This window comes from Chryseobacterium sp. 'Rf worker isolate 10', assembly GCF_050753305.1.
Lineage (GTDB): Bacteria > Bacteroidota > Bacteroidia > Flavobacteriales > Weeksellaceae > Chryseobacterium.
The window spans coordinates 1003023-1022719 of the sequence record NZ_JBOZOF010000001.1 but is presented as its reverse complement, the minus strand read 5'-3'; the positions used below and the strand labels follow the sequence as shown (position 1 = coordinate 1022719).

Genomic DNA, 19697 nt, shown 5'->3' with positions numbered 1-19697 from the left:
ATAAACAGCAAATCCTTTTATCTAAATCAGTATTTTAGATAAAAGGATTTTTAATATCTTCTAAATTGATACGTTATTCTTTAAAACTTGAAGCCTACACTGAAATAGATCCTTGAAAAATCAAGCACGTCATTTCTGGAAATATTAAGACTGATAGGACCTATAACAGATTCATATCCTAAATTCACTCCATAACCAAATATATCTTCGCTTTCATTAAAAGGAGAAAATTCGCCACTTGCTTTTCCATAACTAATTGAAGGGGTAAGATATAGTTTTTTCATAATTCTGTACTGAAATGATAGGGCTGCCTTAGCAACCGAAGTCACAGGAATCTCTTTCTGACGAAGCCCATTGAATTCAGGGCTTAGCATATCATAATTGTATTCACTTCCTCCAAGATTATATTTCTGATTGAGAAAAAGGTAAGGAACCTGATCATCCCTCTTTGAACCAAAACTTGCTCCCAAAAATATATTTGCTTTTACCGTTAACCTTCTTGTGATCGGATGATAGAAATTTTCATTTAAAGTAAAAGATATCAGATTTTTAGGTCGGAAGTACCCTTCCGTTTCAGGGTTTAGTATAACATTTAAAATAGGTTGTACTGTTTCCAGATCATAAAGCTGATACCTGTCACCGTAATAAAATCTTGTGCTCACCTGAAGATGGTTCCCTTTTGTTGTAAAGTATCTCTTATTAAGATTGTTCTGTTCAAACTTCAGAAATGTATTGAAATTGCTGTGGTTATACAATTTGTTACTGTAATTGTCCACTTTTGACTGATCTACTTTATCCAGTAAACTGTACATTCTTTCTGTACTGAACTCTGTTCCCAATGACAGATATGCGTTGGGAGTAATATTATAATTAAGAGCAATCTTTCCGGTTATGTTACGGTACATATGGTTAGGAAAGCGGTCACTGCCATCTTCATTGATAGAGTACAGTCTGAAGTTCAAATCATTACTTTTAAGATTAATCATCTTAGCCTCCAGATCCAGCCACAAACGATCTCCGTTATCCAGGAACTGCTGATAAGCTAATTTAGCCTTAAAACGTTCGGAAATATCTACCGTTGCCAAAAATCTTGATCTGTTCAGAATAATATTCCTGTAGGTATAATTAACAATAATTCCAACCGACTGCTCTGTATCATAGTGCAGAGCCAGTTTAAAAGCTCCTTTCTTTGCTCTTTTAACAAAAATATTCATTACAAGACCGTCATTTACATTCGTGTAAGTATAATACACTTTTAGATACAGGCGCATTCCGAATACCCGGTCTATTGCTTCATTAACAGTTTTCGCATCGTAATACTTCCCTTCCGTAAGTCCCATCTGCTTTTTCATTACTTCAATCTCTGCAGCATCTGTCATAGGAGTTCCATCTTCTTCATTAAAAGTGAATTTTACAGTAGGCAGCTGGACTTCTTCAATCATCGTGTGTTCATACTTGATTCCTAATTTTCTTTGAGCTTCTGCCAAAGCCACAAACTCAGGAAGATGCTTCTTTGCCTCAATCTCTCCTATTTTAATAATCTTTCTGAATTTGTCAAAATCTTTTGTTGTAATCTCTCCTAATGGATTTACGAAATCTACGAGGATGTTGGACAATTCTTTTTGATGCTTAAAATCTTCCACAGAACGGATGGCATGAGTCTGATAAATCATTTTCATCGGATTCTCAATTTCTTTTTTGGTAAAAAGTCTGAAACCGGTATACCCTCCGATTACAAAATCAGCTCCCATCTCCCGAACCTCATTAGCCGGATAATTACGATCCAATCCGCCATCTACCAGAAGCTTTCCGTCAATATAAACAGGAGCAAAAGCCGCAGGAATCGCCAATGTAGAACGAATAGCTAATGGTAAGGATCCTTCTTTCTGCATCACCAGACCTCCGTTTTCAATATCGGATGAAGTAAGCTGAACAGGAATTCTCAGTTTACTGAAATCGTTGATATGTTTTGCATTGAAAGTAAGCGTATTAAGAACTTCCCCCATATATTGCCCCTCAATATAAGAACTTGGAAGTGTAGGAATTCCTTTCACTACCGGAAATTCAAGGATGTATTTATCATATTCGTCTTTCTCGCTGATATTGATTTTATTATAAGGGATTTTATTACTCAAAATCCTGCTCCAGTCCATTTTATAAACGGTATTCTTCAACTCATCAGCATTATATCCCATAGCATAAAGCCCTCCCAAAATACCTCCCATACTGGTTCCTGTAATATAATCCACTTTAATCCCTAGTGAATCAATCATTTTCAGAATGCCGATGTGGGCAAATCCTTTCGCACCACCACCACTAAGAGCCAGACCAAATTTGGTATCTTTAGTTATATTCTGAAGGTTAGGATTAAGAGAGTCTTTTTTTTGCTGAGATTTGATAATAAGAGAAATGGCTATAGCTAAAAATATCAATATTTTTTTCATGTATATGCTTCTTCTAGTGTTTAATTTAAATCTTTAAAGTTTCCAAGAGTTAAAGATACACAAAAAATACACCCACATCATCTACATTATCAACAAAGTAAATAATTCTAATTCAGCCTATTCATCGAGAATAAACAAAGATTTAAACACAATTAAAACTAAAAATTTTTAATATGTTTTTATTGTTTCTAAGAAATTTATATCCGGATTCAGAATTTCAAGGATAAGGCTTTTAACAGATTTCATGGCATCATCAATATTTCCTTTATCAAACTGTAGAGAAACCATACCCTTTTTGGCATCTGCAAAACTCCAGATTCCGGTTTCAATCGGAAAGCCCCAAAACTCAGGAAGATGCTGCACAACGTAATGATAAATACAAAGCTGAAGCGCCTGTTTTCTGTCACTGTTATGGAAATATTCATCTACATTATCCTGATCAATTTTTACAGTAAGATTTTTAATCTTGGCCGTTTTATAATCAATAATTCTGAGGGTACCGTTCAGTTTATCAATTCTATCAATATATCCTAAGAAGGAAATTTTATCATTCCCATCGAGAGGAAAATCGATGTTTTCAAATTTTCTTTCGATATCAATTATCTCCAGTTTATTACCCTGCTTTATGAGTTCAAGATCGTGATTAAGGACATTTTCAATTACCTTTTTAGCAATCGCTTTATGGATATAGTTCATTCCTTTTTCATAGAATTCCGGCTGGTGTTTCAGCTTTTCTATAGCAATATTTATATATTGATCTATTGCTTTAACTGAATTCTTTAAATCACTTTCTTTTAAAACCTTACCCTTTAATACCTCATATACTTCTTGAAGTGAGTAATGAACCAAATTTCCGTAATTCTTTATAGAAAGTTCTTCTTCAATTTCATCCGTTTCGGAAGTATTTAAAATCTTGGAAAGATAGAAATCAATAGGATTATAGAGATAACTTGTAAGATGGGAAGCAGATACTTTTTCCTTCCATTTCTGAAGACGATCCTGTACAATCTGCGTCTTGGAAATCTCTATCGGTTTGGTCGTAATAGGCTCTGAAGAATTTTCAATAATCAGGTGCTCGATCTCATGTGAACTCTCCATTTCGATCTGGGTAATGAACCGGCTTTTTTCTCCGGTATTCACTCCTGAACTTAATGCATTATACAGCAAATGAACATTCTTAGCATCCTGAATCAGTCTGTAAAAGTGATAGGCATAAATGCTGTCATTTTCAAGGAAAGTATGCATATCAAAAAACCTTCGGATATCAAAAGGAATATAGGTATTCTGCGAGTTTCCAAGGGGAAGTTTACCCTCGTTTACAGAAAGCAGAATAACGTTTTCAAAATTCAGGAGACGTGTTTCCAGTAATCCCATGATCTGAAGCCCTCTCAAAGGTTCACCCTGAAAATCGATACTTTCAGAGTTGATATGCTGGTTGATCAGGATTTCCAGGGTTTCCATTTTGATCTCAATATTGTAAGGAGTTAGCTGGTTTTTGATAATCCTGAATGCATTTTCAAAGTGAGAGACATTCTCATACTGAATATCATCTATTTCAAGCCATTTAACCTGCTGGCAGAACGCAATCAACATATCCAGATAGACATTGGTTCCTGATGCCTTCTGCAGAAGTCCAAAATAAGACAATCCACCGAGCAGTTCGTGTAAAAGTTTCTTAGAGATATAAACAATATTCCTTTCTTCTACTTTGGCTTTAAAATCATTAATAACCTGCTCGTCTTCTGCAGATTTCGGCAGTTCTTCCAGAATAGGGAAAACATCCCTGTAATAGTAAGAAGATTTGTTTTTTTCAAGCTGTTTCTGCAGGTAAAAAAGACGTTTAACGGCATTGGAGAAAGATAAGTTCTTCAATGGAAATCCCATTGTAATATTCAAATTATCAACTCCATGCATTACGTCAAGACTGGCAGGAAGAAGATTTTCGTCCAGCAATACTACTGCAGTATTGGAATAGGTTTTATTATTGATCTCTTTAAAGATCTCAGGCAGCACTTTGGTCTGGGTTACATTCCCGGACACTTCGTATACCTTAATTTTTTTAGGTTGGTTAAAATCGTCTTCTATCCATTGGAAAGTTCTGTTTTCATCAAATTCTTTCCATGTTTTATGATTTCTAAGGAATTTTCCGGCTTCCTGTCTTTCATCATCGAAATAATAACGGTCGGCCTGAAAAAAGCATTGAGCTTTGTTCCACTGCAGGAGGCTTCTCACCAATTTTTCCTCCACCGGAGTAAAGGCGTTGAAACCGCAGAAAACAAATTCTTCTTTGGTATTTTTAGCAAAATCAACAATTCTGGCTTTAGCCGCTTCATGGATCATTCCGGAAGTTGCCCAGTTTTTTTCCTGTAACCTCTCCTTTAAAACAGGGAGAAAAACGTTCATATTCTGCCAGAAATTAAGAAACTTTTTTCTTGGGACATCATCATCCTCACCCAAGTCCTGGGCCCATTCTTTGATCCTTTCTTCATCAAACATATATTGAAGAACAGCCTGATCACTGTCGGAGAACTTGAGAATATCATCCCAATCTTTCTGGAGCGTAGGAAACCACTTCAAAAAGTCTGAAAAATCATCTCTTGGAATAAGATTCAAACTTCTGTAGACATCAAATGAAAAAAGCCACAGCGGAATTCCCTGAATGGGCTGCTGATCGGCAATTTTATTAATAAGTTCTTCTACAGTAAAAAAGTTGGGAAGAAACCCTGAATAATTATTTTCCTCAAGAATCTGTCTGATAAATACAATGGGACGTTTTCCGGGCAGAATGATATTAAACGCAGAAAGATCCGTGTTTTGTGCTAGCAGTTCGTGGATGATCTTATTGAGGAATTTCAAGGTGCTTGGTAGCTTTTTAAGTTGTTTAGTTGTTCAGAAATGGCATTATTATATTCTGTCTGTTTTTCTTTATCTATTCCATGGCGGGTATCTCTGTCATAGGCCATCTGGAAGTTTTTATAATCTGCGGATATTCCATCATAAATAGACTGGAAATATCTGTTATAATCCCCTGATGTTCTGATTTTTTCAGCGACTATCTTTCTGAATTTTCTTACAAATAATTCTGCAATATCAAAATGTTTTTGTTCATGAAGCAGGATGTAATCATCCATTTTTCTCACATCTTTCCAGGACTTTTCTTCGTGAAACAGAGTTTTAATGGTAACCGTAACCGGTGCTTTTGGATCAGAAGATTTTCTTGAATAAAACTCCCAGCCGCAGTGGGTGTATGCTGCTACATCAGGATTCTTTTTCTTGTTAACAGGGCTTTTAAAATTGTCCCACGTCAGTTTTTTGCCTTCTTCCCAGAAAATTTTCTGTCCGGACACAGCCTGAGCTGCCAATAAACACAATACAATTGTCAATCTCATTATTCCACTACAATTGTTTTGGTAATCCAATTATTCCCTCCATTCCAGAATTTAAAAGTATAGGTTCCTTTTTTCTGCGGACTGAAGTTGATTTGATTTGCTCCTACATAATTTCCCTGTGTGCAAGGGCCGTTTGTAATATATTTATAGGAAGTTACTGTTCTTTCCAGATTATTGTTATAAATGTAATCATATCCGTAAAAACCTTCGCAGTGAGACGGATAGGTAGAATAAGTCTTTATGCTCTGTATTGCAAAAACGCCCATGGTATCATTGACAATTTTTACGCTGTCTATTTTGATTTTATCAATAGACTCGATGGTATGATAATCGTCATCATTACACGAAACCAGAAGCATGCTCAACACGAATACTGAAAATCCAATATTTAAAAGTTTTTTCATAACCTTTACTTTTCTGATTATTAACAAATATTTAGCAAAAATTATTCCCTATTTACATAAAATCAGGAATTAAAATTACCTTTTGATACATAAACTACTTTTTTAGTATCAAAAAATTCTTCATCAAAATAGTGTTTAAGATTGAAAATTTCACATTTAAGTCCAGCCAGTTCTTCTGCAAGATCGCCACCTTTTAAATATAAAATCCCGTTATGTTTAGCGTTAAACTGTTCTTTTTCAAACTTTCCTTTCAGCCATCTTAAAAATTCAGGCATCTGGGTTACTGCTCTGCTGACTACAAAGTGGAATTTTTCTTTCAGTTTTTCCGCCCTTCCGTGGATAGCCGTTACATTGGTTAATCCTACTCCTTCCGCTACAGCCTGTACTACACTGATCTTCTTTCCAATAGAATCAATCAGGGTAAACTCTGTTTCAGGAAAAAGGATTGCCAAAGGAATTCCAGGAAAACCACCTCCTGTTCCGATATCCAAAACCTTGGTTCCCGGTGCAAATTCCATCACTTTTGCAATTCCCAAAGAGTGCAGAATGTGCTTTTCATACAGCGATTCCATATCTTTTCTGGAAATTACGTTGATCTTTTCATTCCATTCATTGTACAGATTTTCCAGTTTAGAGAACTGTTCTTTCTGTTTTTCAGTAAGATCCGGGAAATATTTTAATAGTAACGATGCAGACATGTGAATTATTATAAGCCACAAAAATAAGTTTTATTTCTTTTGTATTCAAATCTACTTTTCCTGATCTGGCTGCAATTTCAGCTTTTCATAGAATTGATTACTTCGCAATACCCGGAATTACAGGCACACTCAGGTTTCCGGACTGGCTGACGCTTTGTACGGCAAAAATATAGTTGTCTTTAGAAAGCGGAACCTTCATAGATAGTTCTGCTGTAAATATTTTTTCCTGCCATACCGGGCTGTCTGTCTCTCTTGCCAGCACATAATATCCTGCCGGAGTTCCTGATTTCGGTTTCTCCCAATGCAGCGTTGTTGAATTGGTCAATTCTTTTACATCCATTTCCACCTTCTCTGGTTTTGAAGTGGATTTTGCAAGATTCGCCAGCACCGCAACATTGGCAGCAACATTCTTTTTCAGATATTTAAAATCTATAAACTCAGGAAGATCACCATATTGTTTATTGTTTTCCGTTCTTATATCCTGATGCTGATGATCATAGTTTTCATAATACTCCGTTAATCTCACGGAAGGAAATCCGTTATTCACAAAGCTGGTATGATCTCCTCCACGCAAAAACCGGTCGTTTCTGTAGATCAGTTTTATCTCCAGCCCTTTCACATACTGTTCTGTAATTTCTTTGATGTAACGGGCAAGCTGTCTGGATTCACTGTCATTTTCAAATCCAAGATTCCTGATCATCATTGCTTTTTTATCCAGATCCTTATAAGGCAAACCTTCACTGAATACACGAAGCATACGAGTATTAATTTCTCCTGTTTCTCCGGATTTGGGATTACCAATCATATCATTATTAAGAACCGCTTCCAGTTGTAGATTTTCCCTTTTAATCTTTTCAGCCAGCTGCTTAGAGCCCAATAATGACTGTTCTTCTCCCGAAAAAGCCACAAAAATGATCGATGCAGGAAATGAAGATTTACTCAATATTCTCGCAGATTCTATAACCGCACTTACTCCACTGCCGTCATCATTGGCTCCGGGTGCTATAGAAGTCCTGTTCATCACATCGGTTACTCTTGAGTCAAGATGTCCTCCGATCAGGAAGATTCTTTTATCATTTGGGTCAGTTCCTTTCAGAAAAGCGACTGCGTTTCCAAGATTTACGACTTTATCAATTCGTTTTCCATCGGGCTGAATATCTTCCTGTTGAAGATAGACTTTCATTCTACTTCCGGAATTTTTTGCATAATCGTTGAATTTTTTAACCACCCAGCTTCTTGCCGCGCCTATTCCCCGCTTGGGATCATCTGTTGTACTTAAAGTGTGTCTTGTTCCAAAGCTTACCATTTTACCGATGTAAGATTTTAGCGAGTCTTCATTCACTTGCAAAACATATTTTTTCACTTCCTCATCTTTTGAATGTCTCTGAGAGAAAACAGTACAGGAAATCAGCAATAAAAAAACGGAATATTTCATAGAATATATCTTAGATTGTTAAAGATACAAAACCGTAGGCTCAATATCTAGTTTTTTATTTTAATGAAGTTCACTATTGGTTAATATATGCTAAACCGTAAAAAAAGAGATAATGATCCAAAACAGGTTAAATTTGGTTAAAACCTGATAAAAATCTTCCCATCTAACCCACTTTTATTATCCCTGCAAGACGTTTTTATTATATATTTGTTAAAATTCAAAAAATACAATGGATAAACTTTCAGATAGAGTAAAAAGATTAGGATACTCACAGACATTTGTAATGTCAAACAAAGCCAGAGAAATGAAAGCGAGCGGAATAGATGTGATCAGTTTAACTCTTGGCGAGCCGGATTTCGATGTTCCGGACAATATCAAACAGGCTGCCTTCGATGCCATCAATCAAAATTACAGCCATTACTCTCCTGTTCCAGGGTTCCTGGAACTGCGTGAGGCTATTGCATATAAATTAAAAAGAGATAATAACCTGGAATATAAGCCTGCTCAGATTTGTGTTTCCAATGGCGCCAAACAAGCTATTATCAATGTTTTGGCAGCTATTATTAATGATGGTGATGAAGTACTTCTTCCTGCACCTTATTGGGTAAGCTATGATGAAATGGTAAAAATGATGGGTGGAACTTCCGTGATACTTCCAGCCTCTTACGTTACCGATTTCAAAGTGACTGCAGAACAGCTTGAAGAGGCTATTACAGAGAAAACCAAAGCTGTACTTTTCAGCTCTCCATGTAATCCATCAGGAGGATATTATACTTATGATGAATTAAAATCTATCGCCAAAGTGATTGCTAAATACCCTCAGGTAACAATTATTTCCGATGAGATTTATGAATATATCAATTACGAAACTAATACAACTTCGATTGCTCAGTTTCCGGAGGTATATGAACAGACAGCCGTAATCAACGGAATGTCAAAGGCATTTGCGATGACAGGATGGAGAATCGGGTATTCTGCATGTCCGGAATGGCTGGCAAAAGCTTGTGAAAAAGTACAGGGACAAATGACCAGCGGAGCTAATACGGTCGCACAGAGAGCTTCTATCATAGCTTTGAAAACAGATCCTTCCGAATACAAATACATGATTGATGCTTTCAAAAAAAGAAGAGATCTTGTCTATGAGTTAATCAAAGAAATTCCAGGATTTAAAGTTGTTCTTCCAAAAGCAGCCTTCTATTTCTTCCCAGACATTTCACATTACATCGGAAAAAACCTGAACGGAACAGAAATTAAAAATTCTGATGATTTTGCCATGTTCCTTCTGGAAAATGCTCGTGTAGGATGTGTAGGCGGATTCTCTTTTGGAAGTCCGGAATGTATCAGATTCTCATATGCTGCTTCTGAGGAAGATCTGAGAGAAGCGATGAAACGAATTAAAGAACTATTGGAACCATTCAATTAATCAACTAACCATCAACAATAAAACACAACAGCAATGAATCTGTTAAAAAAACTAACCATCGCTACAAGTATTGCCGCTGCAAGTTTTGCAGGATATGCTTTCGGCCAGGATTTCCAATGGAAAGAAGGTACTTCCAATGGCTACAAGTACAAGTACGTAACCAATGACCCTACCTCCGCAAGGTATTACACCCTGAAAAACGGATTAACGGTTATTTTGAGCCCTACAAATAAGGACCCGAGAATACAAACGTATATTGCAACAAAAGCAGGAAGCAAAACCGACCCTGCAGACCACACAGGTCTTGCCCATTATCTGGAGCACATGCTTTTCAAAGGAACTAATCAGTTCGGATCTAAAGACTGGGCAAAAGAAAAACCACTTTTAGACCAGATTGATGCTCTTTACGAAAAGTACAACCAAACGAAGGACGAGGCTAAAAGAAAAGAGATCTACAAAGAGATTGACAGAGTTTCAGGAGAAGCGGCCAAGTATGCCATTGCCAATGAATACGATAAAATGATGGCTGGTATGGGAGCTGATGGAACCAATGCCTTCACTTCCTTTGAACAGACAGTGTACACAGAAGATGTGCCTGCCAATGTTCTTGACAAATTCCTTGCTGTACAGGCTGAAAGATTCAGAGAGCCGGTTTTGAGATTATTCCATACCGAGCTTGAGGCTGTATATGAAGAAAAGAACAGATCTCTTGACGATGACGGAGATAAAGTTTTTGATACGATGTTTGCCAATCTTTTCCCTAATAACAATTATGGAAAGCAAACAACCATCGGAACCATTGAACACCTGAAAAACCCTTCTCTACACGCAATCAGAGAATACTATAACAATTATTATGTTCCCAACAATATGGGAATCATCATGTCCGGAGATTTTAATCCAGATGAAGTCATTGCAAAAATTGACAAGGCTTTTTCATACATGAAGCCAAAAGCAATTCCTGAATATAAAGTAGGACAGGAAAAACCTATTACAACTCCGATTGTAAAAGAAGTTGTAGGACCCAACCCTGAAAACGTAATGCTTGGTTTCAGATTTCCGGGAGCCTCTACAAAAGATGCCAGAATGCTGAATCTTGTCGGAAATATGCTTACCAACGGACAAGCAGGATTAATCGACCTTGACCTTGTAAAAAAACAGAAGTTATTAGGTGCTTATGCCGGATCTTATGCTTTAAAAGATTATTCAGTTTTACTTTTACAGGGAAAACCAACCGAAGGACAGTCTCTGGATGAAGTAAAGAATCTTCTTCTTCAGGAAGTAGATAAGTTAAGAAAAGGAGAATTTTCTGATGATCTGATCCAGTCTATCGTCAACAACGAGAAGAAAGGAATTATTCAGAAAGATGAAAAATATTCGTCAAGAGCAAGTATTCTGATGGATGAATTCACTTCTGATATCGACCACAAAGCATCATTGGAATATGTTGACGAAATTTCAAAGCTTACCAGGAAAGACATCATGGATTTCGTATCCAAATATCTTCAGAATAACAACTACGTTGCAGTTTACAAAAGAAAAGGTGAAGATAAGAGTATTGTAAAAGTTGACAAACCAACCATCACTCCGGTTTCCGTAAACAGAGAAGACCAGTCTCCTTTCCTTAAGAAGATTGATGAAATGCCTGAAAACCCTATCGCTCCGATATGGTTGAATTATGATAAAGACATTGCTAAAAACAAATTAGCTGATGTAGATGTACTTTCTGTAAAAAATACAGATAATGCGCTATTCAGAATGTATTATCACTTTGATTCCGGAAAATGGAATAACAAAATTCTTCCATTGGCAGCGGAATACCTTCAGTATTTGGGAACTAAAGACAAATCTTCTGAAGTTATCAGTAAAGAATTTTACAAGCTTGCTTCAAGCTTCAATGTGGGAGCTGGAAATGAAGAAACATATGTATCTCTTGAAGGATTAAATGAAAACTTCGATAAAACGATTGCTTTATTTGAAGATCTTATTAAAAACTGCCAGGCAGACCAAACCGCTCTTGATGCTTACAAAACAAGACTGAAAAAAGCCAGAGCAAATGCTAAGCAAAACAAAGGAACCATTATGGCAGGACTAAGAAGCTATGCTCAATATGGTGCACAGAATCCTTTCAATAATGTACTGAGCGATGCTGAACTTGATGCATTAAAAGCTGAAGATCTGATTAATGTTCTTCACGATTTGTTTAATTTCAAGCACAAAGTACTGTATTACGGACCGAAATCAGGAAACGAAGTGGTGGCATCATTAAAACCTGTCCACAAACTTCCTGCAACCCTGAAAGACCTACCTAAGTCTAAAACCTTCGCTCAGATCCCGACTGATAAGAATAAGGTATTATTCGCTCATTATGACATGGTACAGGCAGAAGTTTTCTGGGTAAGAAATTCTGACCAATACAATCCTTCTACTACTCCAACGGTAAGTTTATTCAACAACTATTTCGGTGGCGGAATGGGTTCTATTGTTTTCCAGACGATCAGAGAGTCTAAGGCATTGGCCTACTCTACCTATTCTTATTTTGCACTTCCAAGCAAGAAAACAGACAAGGATATGGTTATGGCTTATGTAGGAACGCAGGCAGATAAATTCAATGAGTCTACAACGGCAATGAATGAGCTTTTGACTACTCTTCCAAAATCTGAGCAGTTATTCGAAACAGCGAAAAGCGGATTGAAAAAATCAATTGCTTCTGAAAGAATTACTCAGGACGGAATCATCTTCTCTTATCTGAAATCTCAAAGACTTGGAAACAACTTTGATATGAGAAAGAATGTCTATGAACAGGCACCAAAACTGTCTTTCACAGACATCAACTCTTTCCATGATAAGGAAATGAAGAATAAGAATTATACATACTGTCTTGTTGCTTCTCAAGACAAAGTAAATGAGGCCGATATGAAGAAATTAGGTGAAGTAAAAAAACTTAATTTAACTGAAATATTTGGTTACTAAAATAAACAAAAAGCCCTGATATCAGGGCTTTTTTATTTAACAACACACTAAAAACAATTATAGATTTTATTTATCGGTTTTAGTTTGTTCGATAGATGAATCTTTTATATATTTGCATAAGAAATTTAAATATAAAAACAGAAAAATTATGTCTTTAGTAGGAAAAAAATTCCCAAATTTAACAATTGACGCAATGTCTGAAATGGGTGACGATTTAAGAATCAACATCCTTGATGAAGCAGTAAACAACCAGCAAAAAGTTCTTTTATTCTGGTACCCTAAAGATTTCACTTTCGTATGTCCTACTGAGCTTCACGCTTTCCAGGAGGCTTTAGGTGAATTCGAAAAAAGAAACACTAAAGTGATCGGTGCATCTTGTGATACTAACGAAGTACACTTCGCTTGGTTGAACACACCAAAAGATAACGGAGGAATTGAAGGAGTAACTTACCCACTTTTAGCTGACACTCACAGACAATTGGCTAATACGTTAGGAATTGTTGATCAGGATTTCGAATATGATGAAGATGGAAATGAAGTTTTCACAGGTTCTAACGTAACTTACAGAGCGACTTACCTTATCGACGAAACTGGAAAAATCTTCCACGAAGCGGTAAACGATATGCCTCTAGGAAGAAACGTAAAAGAATTCTTAAGATTAATTGACGCTTACACACACGTACAAAAACACGGTGAAGTATGTCCTGCAAACTGGGAAGAAGGAAAAGACGCTATGAAAGCTGACAGAACTTCTACAGCAGAATACTTAGCGAAGAACTAATATAATGTGTTAATTTGAAAATGAGATAATTTGAGGATTATCAAAAATTATCTCATTTTCTTCTTTACAAAGCATTGACACATTTTCAAATTAACAAATTTTCAAATTACAATCATGTATACAGAATTAACCGAAGATACATTACAAAATATAGTTAACGACAACGAAAAAGTAGTTGTTCAGTATGGCGCAACATGGTGCGGAAACTGCAGAATTATGAAGCCGAAATTCAAAAAATTAGCCTCTGAAAATGATTCTATCCCATTTTTATATGTAGATGCTGAAAAGCTTCCTGAAAGCAGAAAATTAGCAAAAGTAGACAACTTACCTACTTTCGCCATCTTTAAAAATGGAGAATTAGTGAACCAGGTTCAATCTAACCAGGCAGAAAGTTTAATTAACCTTTTTAACGAATTAGCATAATGAAATTACCCGTAATCAGACAGTTTTATCAGAATCAGACTCCTGAAAACCTTGAAAAAACATTAGAAGTACTGGAAAGTTTCTGTGAATTCAGAGGAACAAGCGAAGAAGATCTAAACGTTGCAGGAGAATTGATTACCAACATTTGCGGAGCTTTAGAAGTTCACAGCAACGTACAAAATGGTATGAGTGAAAAAGATGCTTTAAACTCTTTTGCTCAGAAGGTTTTAGGATCCATCGACAAATAACATCCTGCGATTATTTTTAATCAAGAGACTGTAAAAACACAAAATATACAATACCTGAGGTTTTCCTCATTACTATACTTTTTTTTCTATTCTTTAAGAATCTTTTATTTCAACTGAAAAATGTACTTCAAAGGACTTTAACCGGTCACATGAGGCAGGAAGTTGCATGAAAAATCGTAAAGAATAACCAATTAAAATCCCGGTGATATTTTCATCAGGATTTTTTGGGCTTATGACTTAAAACATGAATATCACAAATATTTTTGCATAAATTCCACAAATAAATACACACGCAATCATCCGTGTCAATCCGTGAAATCCGTGGTTAAAAAATACTGCTTTAAAATCTTATTATAAGTTTCAGCTAAAGCCATTGGAAGATATCCGTAATGATAAAACAATAAAACAAGCTCCTTCGACCAGGCTCAGGATAATAACGCTCCTATTGATATTATTGAATCCGTATTATTAGTGAAAAAATTGGTGACCTTTGTGTTTAAATAATAAAAAAATCCCGATGAAAATATCACCGGGACTATTATTTTAAAAGCTAAGAAAACTTATCAATTAGCTTCTTCTGTTCATTAAAATACTTAGAATATACCAGAATAAAAGCATAATTGAAGCAAAAAGCTGCAATGCCGCTCCTACATATTGGTTAGTTCCATATGAGTCTTTTAATTTACTGGTCTGGTATAAAATTGTAGCTGAAGCAAGAATTACCATTCCAACTGAGAACCACAATCCAAGGTTAAAACCAAAGATCATCCCTCCTACAATCAGCCCGATTGAAATAAATCCACCGATTACAATAATATTTCTTAAAAAAGAAAAATCTCTTTTAGAAGTAAATGCTACTGCAGAAATACCAGCAAACATAGCAATCGTTAAAGTAGCCGCCTGGAAGATTACATTTGTACCACCTGTCATATTAGTTGCAATGAAAAGCAAAGGCATAAAAATAACCGCTTCCAGTAAGATATAAAACCCTAACCCCAAATATTGGGTAGATTTACTCTGTGAAAGTGACCATTTAGAAGCTAAAACAGAAGCCAGCCAGAAAACTCCTATAATCAGAAGCCAGATATATCTCTGAGCGAACATCATCGCAATAAGCTCTGCCGGAACAGTTTTTAATAATATCGTTTCAACTCCAATAAATGCAAGAATAGATAAAGCAACATGCAAATACGTCTTCTTGTAAAAATCCGCCTTCTCCACGTCCGAAGAATGAGCGACTAAAACATCTGTCATCATAGTTAATATTTTTTTAGTTAATCGAAAATAAATTTTATCTATTTCGCAGGCAATACTCCCAGAATTTTTCCATTATCCTCAAATACAGCTGTAATAGCCTCTTTGGAAGATGATTCTCCTGCGTATTTATATTTAATACTTGGATGATTGGTACCATCCATCGTTTTATAATATCCTGCTTTTAAGATTTCAAGCTTTTTATTTGGGTCAATGCCATCTTTGACCTTTTTAAGAACATCATCTGTCACGATTTCCTTTACTTTCTCAGAAAGTAATCCATCAATAGTTGCACGGTCAGAAGCCTGTAAAGCATCCACAAACTTAAGGAAGTTATCATTATACAAACTGACTTTTTCCTTACTTATAGCAGTCTGCTGCTCTTTCTTCTGGCCATTTTCAACCTTTACACCTGCTACCTTCTGCGCAAACACTAACTGCGCACCCACAAGAGCAAGCCCCAGCAATAATTTTTTCATAGTATTTATTTTTATCTGGTGAAATAAGTGATGGAAGATACGAAAATCAGACCAGTTCTAAAAATTTCATCGTATCTACATTATCTGCATACGTATCAAGCCCCGGATTTTGTGCTTCCCCAAACGGAATCGCATTCAAACCGACCTCTTCTTTTGCCACAATGCACTGGATATTTTCTTCATTCTCAGCAATGAAAGATTTCACATCATCCAAAGATTCATATCTGCTGAAATTGATCACAGAAAGCGGGCTGAACAGTTTATCATCCTCTTTCAGCATCACAAAATTATTATCCCAGAATTTATCCTGATTCAAAAGATAAACAGCTCTGTTATAATCATAATTGTTGGCATATTTGTTATGATTGATGATATCCTGGAAGCCTAAGAAGCTCTCAAACAATCTGTCTATCACAAAATCTTGCGGAATAAAAACCCTTGTCACATTTCTGCATCCTAATCCAAAATACTGGAAAATATCTTTTGCAAGCAGCTCCAGTTCTTCTTGCGTTTCGTCACCTTTCAGCACTGCAACAGAAGTTCTGTTTTTACGGATAATACTTAAATGATTTTTAAAATAATATTCCAGATATCTGGCAGTATTATTACTTCCTGTAGCAATAACAGCATCAAAATTTTCTAATTTTTCTACAAATTCAAAGGCTACATTCTCATTGGAAAACTCATTCCACTTCTTTAATAAAAACGGAATCATATACTTATCCTTTGAAGACAGCTTAATTACAGGAATATGATTGCTCAAAACAACGGACATCACATCATGAAAGCCTACCAAAGGAATATTCCCGGCTAAAATAAGTCCAACTCTCTTTGAAATTTTAGAGATTGAATAATTTCCAAGCCAGTTTTTGATATTTTCTTCAGTCAAAAGATCTGCCCATTGCTGTAAAGCAAATTTCTGATTATCAATGGTAAACCACGGATTCTCTATTTCGGATCTTTTCAACAATAATTCAATATCAACATCATCTTCATTGTGATCTTCCGGTTTCTTCGCTAAAAACGCTTTTATACAATCACTTAATTTAATAAGTCCTAAAACTTGATTTTCGGTATTCATAATTACTTTAAAATTGGGGAATATTTTGTAATTTTGTGCAAATTTAAAAAAAATTAGCGATGGCTATTAAAATAACTGATGAATGCATTAATTGCGGGGCTTGCGAACCGGAATGTCCAAACAATGCAATATATGAAGGAGCTGTAGATTGGAAAGCTTCTGACGGTACGGCTCTTCAAGGTACTATTACAATGCCGTCGGGACTTACTGTAGATGCAAATTCACCACAGGAACCTGTAAGTGATGATGTATACTTCATTGTAACAGATAAATGTACAGAATGTAAAGGATTCCACGAAGAACCTCAGTGTGCAGCGGTATGCCCTGTAGACTGCTGTGTTCCTGACGAGGATCACGTAGAATCTGAAGAAGCTCTTCTTAATAAAAAAGCATTCTTACACGGCGAATAAAAAATTCCGTCTCATGATCTGTGAGACGGCTTTTTTTGACCAAAACTCTCATTTAACCAAAATAAAGCCGAAGGATTTTCCAATCCCAAAGCGTCCAAAAAAATAAAAATATGAACAAAAAGCACAACTTCAGCGCAGGACCATGTATTTTACCACAAGAAGTATTTGAAAAATCAGCACAGGCTATCCTGGACTTTAACGGTATCGGATTGTCTCTTCTTGAAATCTCTCACAGAAGCAAGGATTTCGTCGCTGTAATGGATGAAGCGCGTGCCATTGTAAAAAGATTGATGAATCTTGGTGATGATTATGAAGTACTTTACTTAGGAGGAGGTGCCAGCCTGCAGTTTGCAATGGTTCCTTATAACCTGATGAAAGTAGGTGGAAAAGCAGCTTACCTGGATACAGGAACATGGGCAGCGGGAGCCATCAAAGAAGCAAAAAAAGTAGGAACAGTAGATGTAGTAGGTTCTTCAAAAGAAGAAAACTATTCTTTTATTCCTAAAGATTATACGGTAGGTGCAGAATATGATTATTTCCACTGTACTTCCAACAATACGATCTATGGAACTCAAATAAAATCTTTCCCTGAAGTGGATACGCTGATGGTATGTGATATGAGTTCTGATATTTTCTCAAGACAACTGGATTTTTCCAAGTTTGATCTGATCTATGCCGGTGCTCAGAAGAATATGGGACCTGCAGGAGTTACTTTAGTGGTAATCAAAAAAGAAATCCTGGGTAAAACAGGAAGAGAAAATATGTTTTCTATTCTCGATTATTCTCAGCACATTGCTAAAGAGTCTATGTACAATACTCCACCGGTATTCCCTGTATATGCCTCTTTACTTACTCTTCAGTATCTTGAAAGAAACGGAGGAATTGCTGCTGCTGAACAGAGAAATGAAGCTAAAGCCAAGCTTTTATATGATGAAATCGACAGCAACCCGTTATTTGAAACTTTCTGCGTAAAAGAAGACCGTTCATTAATGAATGTTTCTTTCAAAATTACAGATGAAAGCAAGAAAGAAGAATTTGACAACGCATGGAAGGCTGCAGGAATCAGTGGACTAAACGGACACAGAAGCTTAGGCGGATACAGAGCAAGTTTATACAATGCCTTACCTCTTGAAAGTGTACAGGTTTTGGTGGATGTAATGAAGTCAATAAAATAACTTATATTAGGCGACCGAAAAAATAAAAAGATATCAGACAACAGATGTCGGATAACAGGCCTCAAAATCTGGTTTCTGGCATCTTCAATCTAAAATCTGTAATAAAATAACTCATGAAAGTTTTAGCAAACGATGGAATTTCAAAAGCAGGAGAACGCGCTCTAAAAGAAGCCGGAATTGAAATTCTGGACAATAGAGTGGCTCAGGATCACGTTATTAATTTTATCAACGATAATAATGTGGATGTTCTTCTGGTAAGAAGCGCAACGAAAGTGAGACAGGATCTGATTGATGCATGTCCCGGCCTTAAAATCATTGGAAGAGGCGGTATTGGGATGGACAATATTGATGTAGAATATGCCAAAAGTAAAGGGATCAAAGTCATCAATACTCCTACAGCATCCTCAAAATCAGTGGCAGAATTGGTTTTCGGACATTTTATTTCACTGGCAAGATTCCTTCACGAATCCAACAGACTGATGCCTCTGGAAGGAGAAACTCATTTCAACGCTATGAAAAAGTCATTCAGCAATGCGTATGAACTTTCAGGAAAAACATTAGGAGTAATCGGCTTTGGAAGCATTGGTCAGGAAGTAATAAAAATAGGAATTGCTTTAGGAATGAAAGTAACCGTTCTGACAAGAAGCCCTAAAACAGAAATTCTTACCTTGAATTTCTTCAACGGGCAGTCTGTTGACTTTGAAATCACTTCCACCAATGATATGGACGCATTCCTTAAAGATGCAGATTTCATCAGTATCAATACGCCGAAAACGAACGAGTATATTATAGATACCCCTCAGTTTGAAAAAATGAAAGACGGGGTCTATATTGTAAATACTGCAAGAGGAGGTGTCATCAATGAAGTGACACTGATTGATTTTATCGAGTCAGGAAAAGTAGCCGGAGCTGCATTGGACGTTTTTGAAAACGAACCGAGCCCGGAACTGCCTCTACTGATGAACCCGGCATTATCACTTTCACCTCACGTAGGTGGCAATACAGTGGATGCGCAAGAAAAAATCGGTATCGAACTTGCAGAACAAATTATTAAGCTACAAAAAGAAACTATAAGATAAA

At 36.2% G+C, this 19697-nt stretch carries 17 protein-coding genes; 8 read left to right on the top strand and 9 right to left on the bottom strand.

The features are described from left to right. Positions 1–80 precede the first annotated feature (80 nt). From LKL37_RS04495 to LKL37_RS04470, 6 genes are all read right to left on the bottom strand, one after another. Positions 81–2444 carry a patatin-like phospholipase family protein gene (locus tag LKL37_RS04495; RefSeq protein WP_431609398.1) on the bottom strand — a complete coding sequence of 788 codons (2364 nt, stop codon included), beginning with the start codon at positions 2442–2444 and terminating at the stop codon, positions 81–83. 168 nt (positions 2445–2612) lie between these two features. After that, positions 2613–5300 (bottom strand): PD-(D/E)XK nuclease family protein, encoded by a 2688-nt coding sequence (locus LKL37_RS04490; RefSeq protein ID WP_431609397.1) that lies wholly within the window; start codon positions 5298–5300, stop codon positions 2613–2615. Then, positions 5297–5833, bottom strand: coding sequence for a DUF922 domain-containing protein (locus LKL37_RS04485; RefSeq protein WP_431609396.1), 537 nt, complete (start codon positions 5831–5833; stop codon positions 5297–5299). The genes LKL37_RS04490 and LKL37_RS04485 overlap by 4 nt, the downstream gene beginning before the upstream one ends. Then, on the bottom strand, positions 5833–6237 hold the full coding sequence (locus LKL37_RS04480) for a hypothetical protein (RefSeq protein ID WP_431609395.1): 405 nt from the start codon (positions 6235–6237) through the stop codon (positions 5833–5835). The genes LKL37_RS04485 and LKL37_RS04480 overlap by 1 nt, the downstream gene beginning before the upstream one ends. Positions 6238–6299: 62 nt before the next feature. Continuing rightward, positions 6300–6935: a 16S rRNA (guanine(527)-N(7))-methyltransferase RsmG gene (gene rsmG / locus LKL37_RS04475; RefSeq protein WP_431609394.1), complete on the bottom strand. Its 636-nt coding sequence runs from the start codon at positions 6933–6935 to the stop codon at positions 6300–6302. A 97-nt stretch (positions 6936–7032) separates the two neighbouring features. Beyond that, positions 7033–8370, bottom strand: coding sequence for a M20/M25/M40 family metallo-hydrolase (locus LKL37_RS04470; protein WP_431609393.1), 1338 nt, complete (start codon positions 8368–8370; stop codon positions 7033–7035). Between the two features lie 229 nt (positions 8371–8599). On the opposite strand from LKL37_RS04470, the gene LKL37_RS04465 reads away from it, so the two are divergent. The 5 genes from LKL37_RS04465 to LKL37_RS04445 all read left to right on the top strand — a co-directional run bounded on the left by LKL37_RS04465 (position 8600) and on the right by LKL37_RS04445 (position 14218). Beyond that, positions 8600–9793 carry a pyridoxal phosphate-dependent aminotransferase gene (locus LKL37_RS04465; protein ID WP_431609392.1) on the top strand — a complete coding sequence of 398 codons (1194 nt, stop codon included), beginning with the start codon at positions 8600–8602 and terminating at the stop codon, positions 9791–9793. A 33-nt stretch (positions 9794–9826) separates the two neighbouring features. After that, a complete protein-coding gene (locus tag LKL37_RS04460) occupies positions 9827–12766 on the top strand; it encodes an insulinase family protein (protein ID WP_431609391.1) in 2940 nt (979 codons plus the stop codon). A 148-nt stretch (positions 12767–12914) separates the two neighbouring features. Continuing rightward, entirely contained in the window at positions 12915–13547 is a 633-nt protein-coding gene (locus LKL37_RS04455; protein ID WP_034698496.1) for a peroxiredoxin, read from the top strand. A 114-nt stretch (positions 13548–13661) separates the two neighbouring features. Then, positions 13662–13970 carry a thioredoxin family protein gene (locus LKL37_RS04450; protein WP_034698499.1) on the top strand — a complete coding sequence of 103 codons (309 nt, stop codon included), beginning with the start codon at positions 13662–13664 and terminating at the stop codon, positions 13968–13970. Further along, on the top strand, positions 13970–14218 hold the full coding sequence (locus LKL37_RS04445; protein WP_047495508.1) for a DUF6952 family protein: 249 nt from the start codon (positions 13970–13972) through the stop codon (positions 14216–14218). The genes LKL37_RS04450 and LKL37_RS04445 overlap by 1 nt, the downstream gene beginning before the upstream one ends. A gap of 567 nt (positions 14219–14785) precedes the next feature. Here LKL37_RS04445 and LKL37_RS04440 read toward each other — a convergent pair. The 3 genes from LKL37_RS04440 to LKL37_RS04430 are packed head-to-tail and all read right to left on the bottom strand — an operon-like array spanning position 14786 to position 17032. Further along, complete coding sequence (locus LKL37_RS04440) at positions 14786–15475, bottom strand: Bax inhibitor-1/YccA family protein (RefSeq protein WP_431609390.1); 690 nt, start codon at positions 15473–15475, stop codon at positions 14786–14788. Between the two features lie 38 nt (positions 15476–15513). Beyond that, positions 15514–15951 carry a peptidylprolyl isomerase gene (locus LKL37_RS04435; protein ID WP_431609389.1) on the bottom strand — a complete coding sequence of 146 codons (438 nt, stop codon included), beginning with the start codon at positions 15949–15951 and terminating at the stop codon, positions 15514–15516. Positions 15952–15997: 46 nt separating this feature from the next. After that, positions 15998–17032 (bottom strand): acyl-CoA reductase, encoded by a 1035-nt coding sequence (locus LKL37_RS04430; RefSeq protein WP_431609388.1) that lies wholly within the window; start codon positions 17030–17032, stop codon positions 15998–16000. Positions 17033–17091: 59 nt separating this feature from the next. Between LKL37_RS04430 and LKL37_RS04425 the strand changes: the two genes are divergently transcribed. The 3 genes from LKL37_RS04425 to LKL37_RS04415 all read left to right on the top strand — a co-directional run bounded on the left by LKL37_RS04425 (position 17092) and on the right by LKL37_RS04415 (position 19696). Then, on the top strand, positions 17092–17442 hold the full coding sequence (locus LKL37_RS04425; RefSeq protein WP_034698512.1) for a 4Fe-4S binding protein: 351 nt from the start codon (positions 17092–17094) through the stop codon (positions 17440–17442). A gap of 110 nt (positions 17443–17552) precedes the next feature. After that, on the top strand, positions 17553–18617 hold the full coding sequence (gene serC / locus LKL37_RS04420) for a 3-phosphoserine/phosphohydroxythreonine transaminase (RefSeq protein WP_431609387.1): 1065 nt from the start codon (positions 17553–17555) through the stop codon (positions 18615–18617). 113 nt (positions 18618–18730) lie between these two features. Continuing rightward, positions 18731–19696, top strand: a complete 966-nt coding sequence (locus tag LKL37_RS04415) for a D-2-hydroxyacid dehydrogenase (RefSeq protein ID WP_431609386.1) — start codon at positions 18731–18733, stop codon at positions 19694–19696. Position 19697 lies beyond the last annotated feature (1 nt).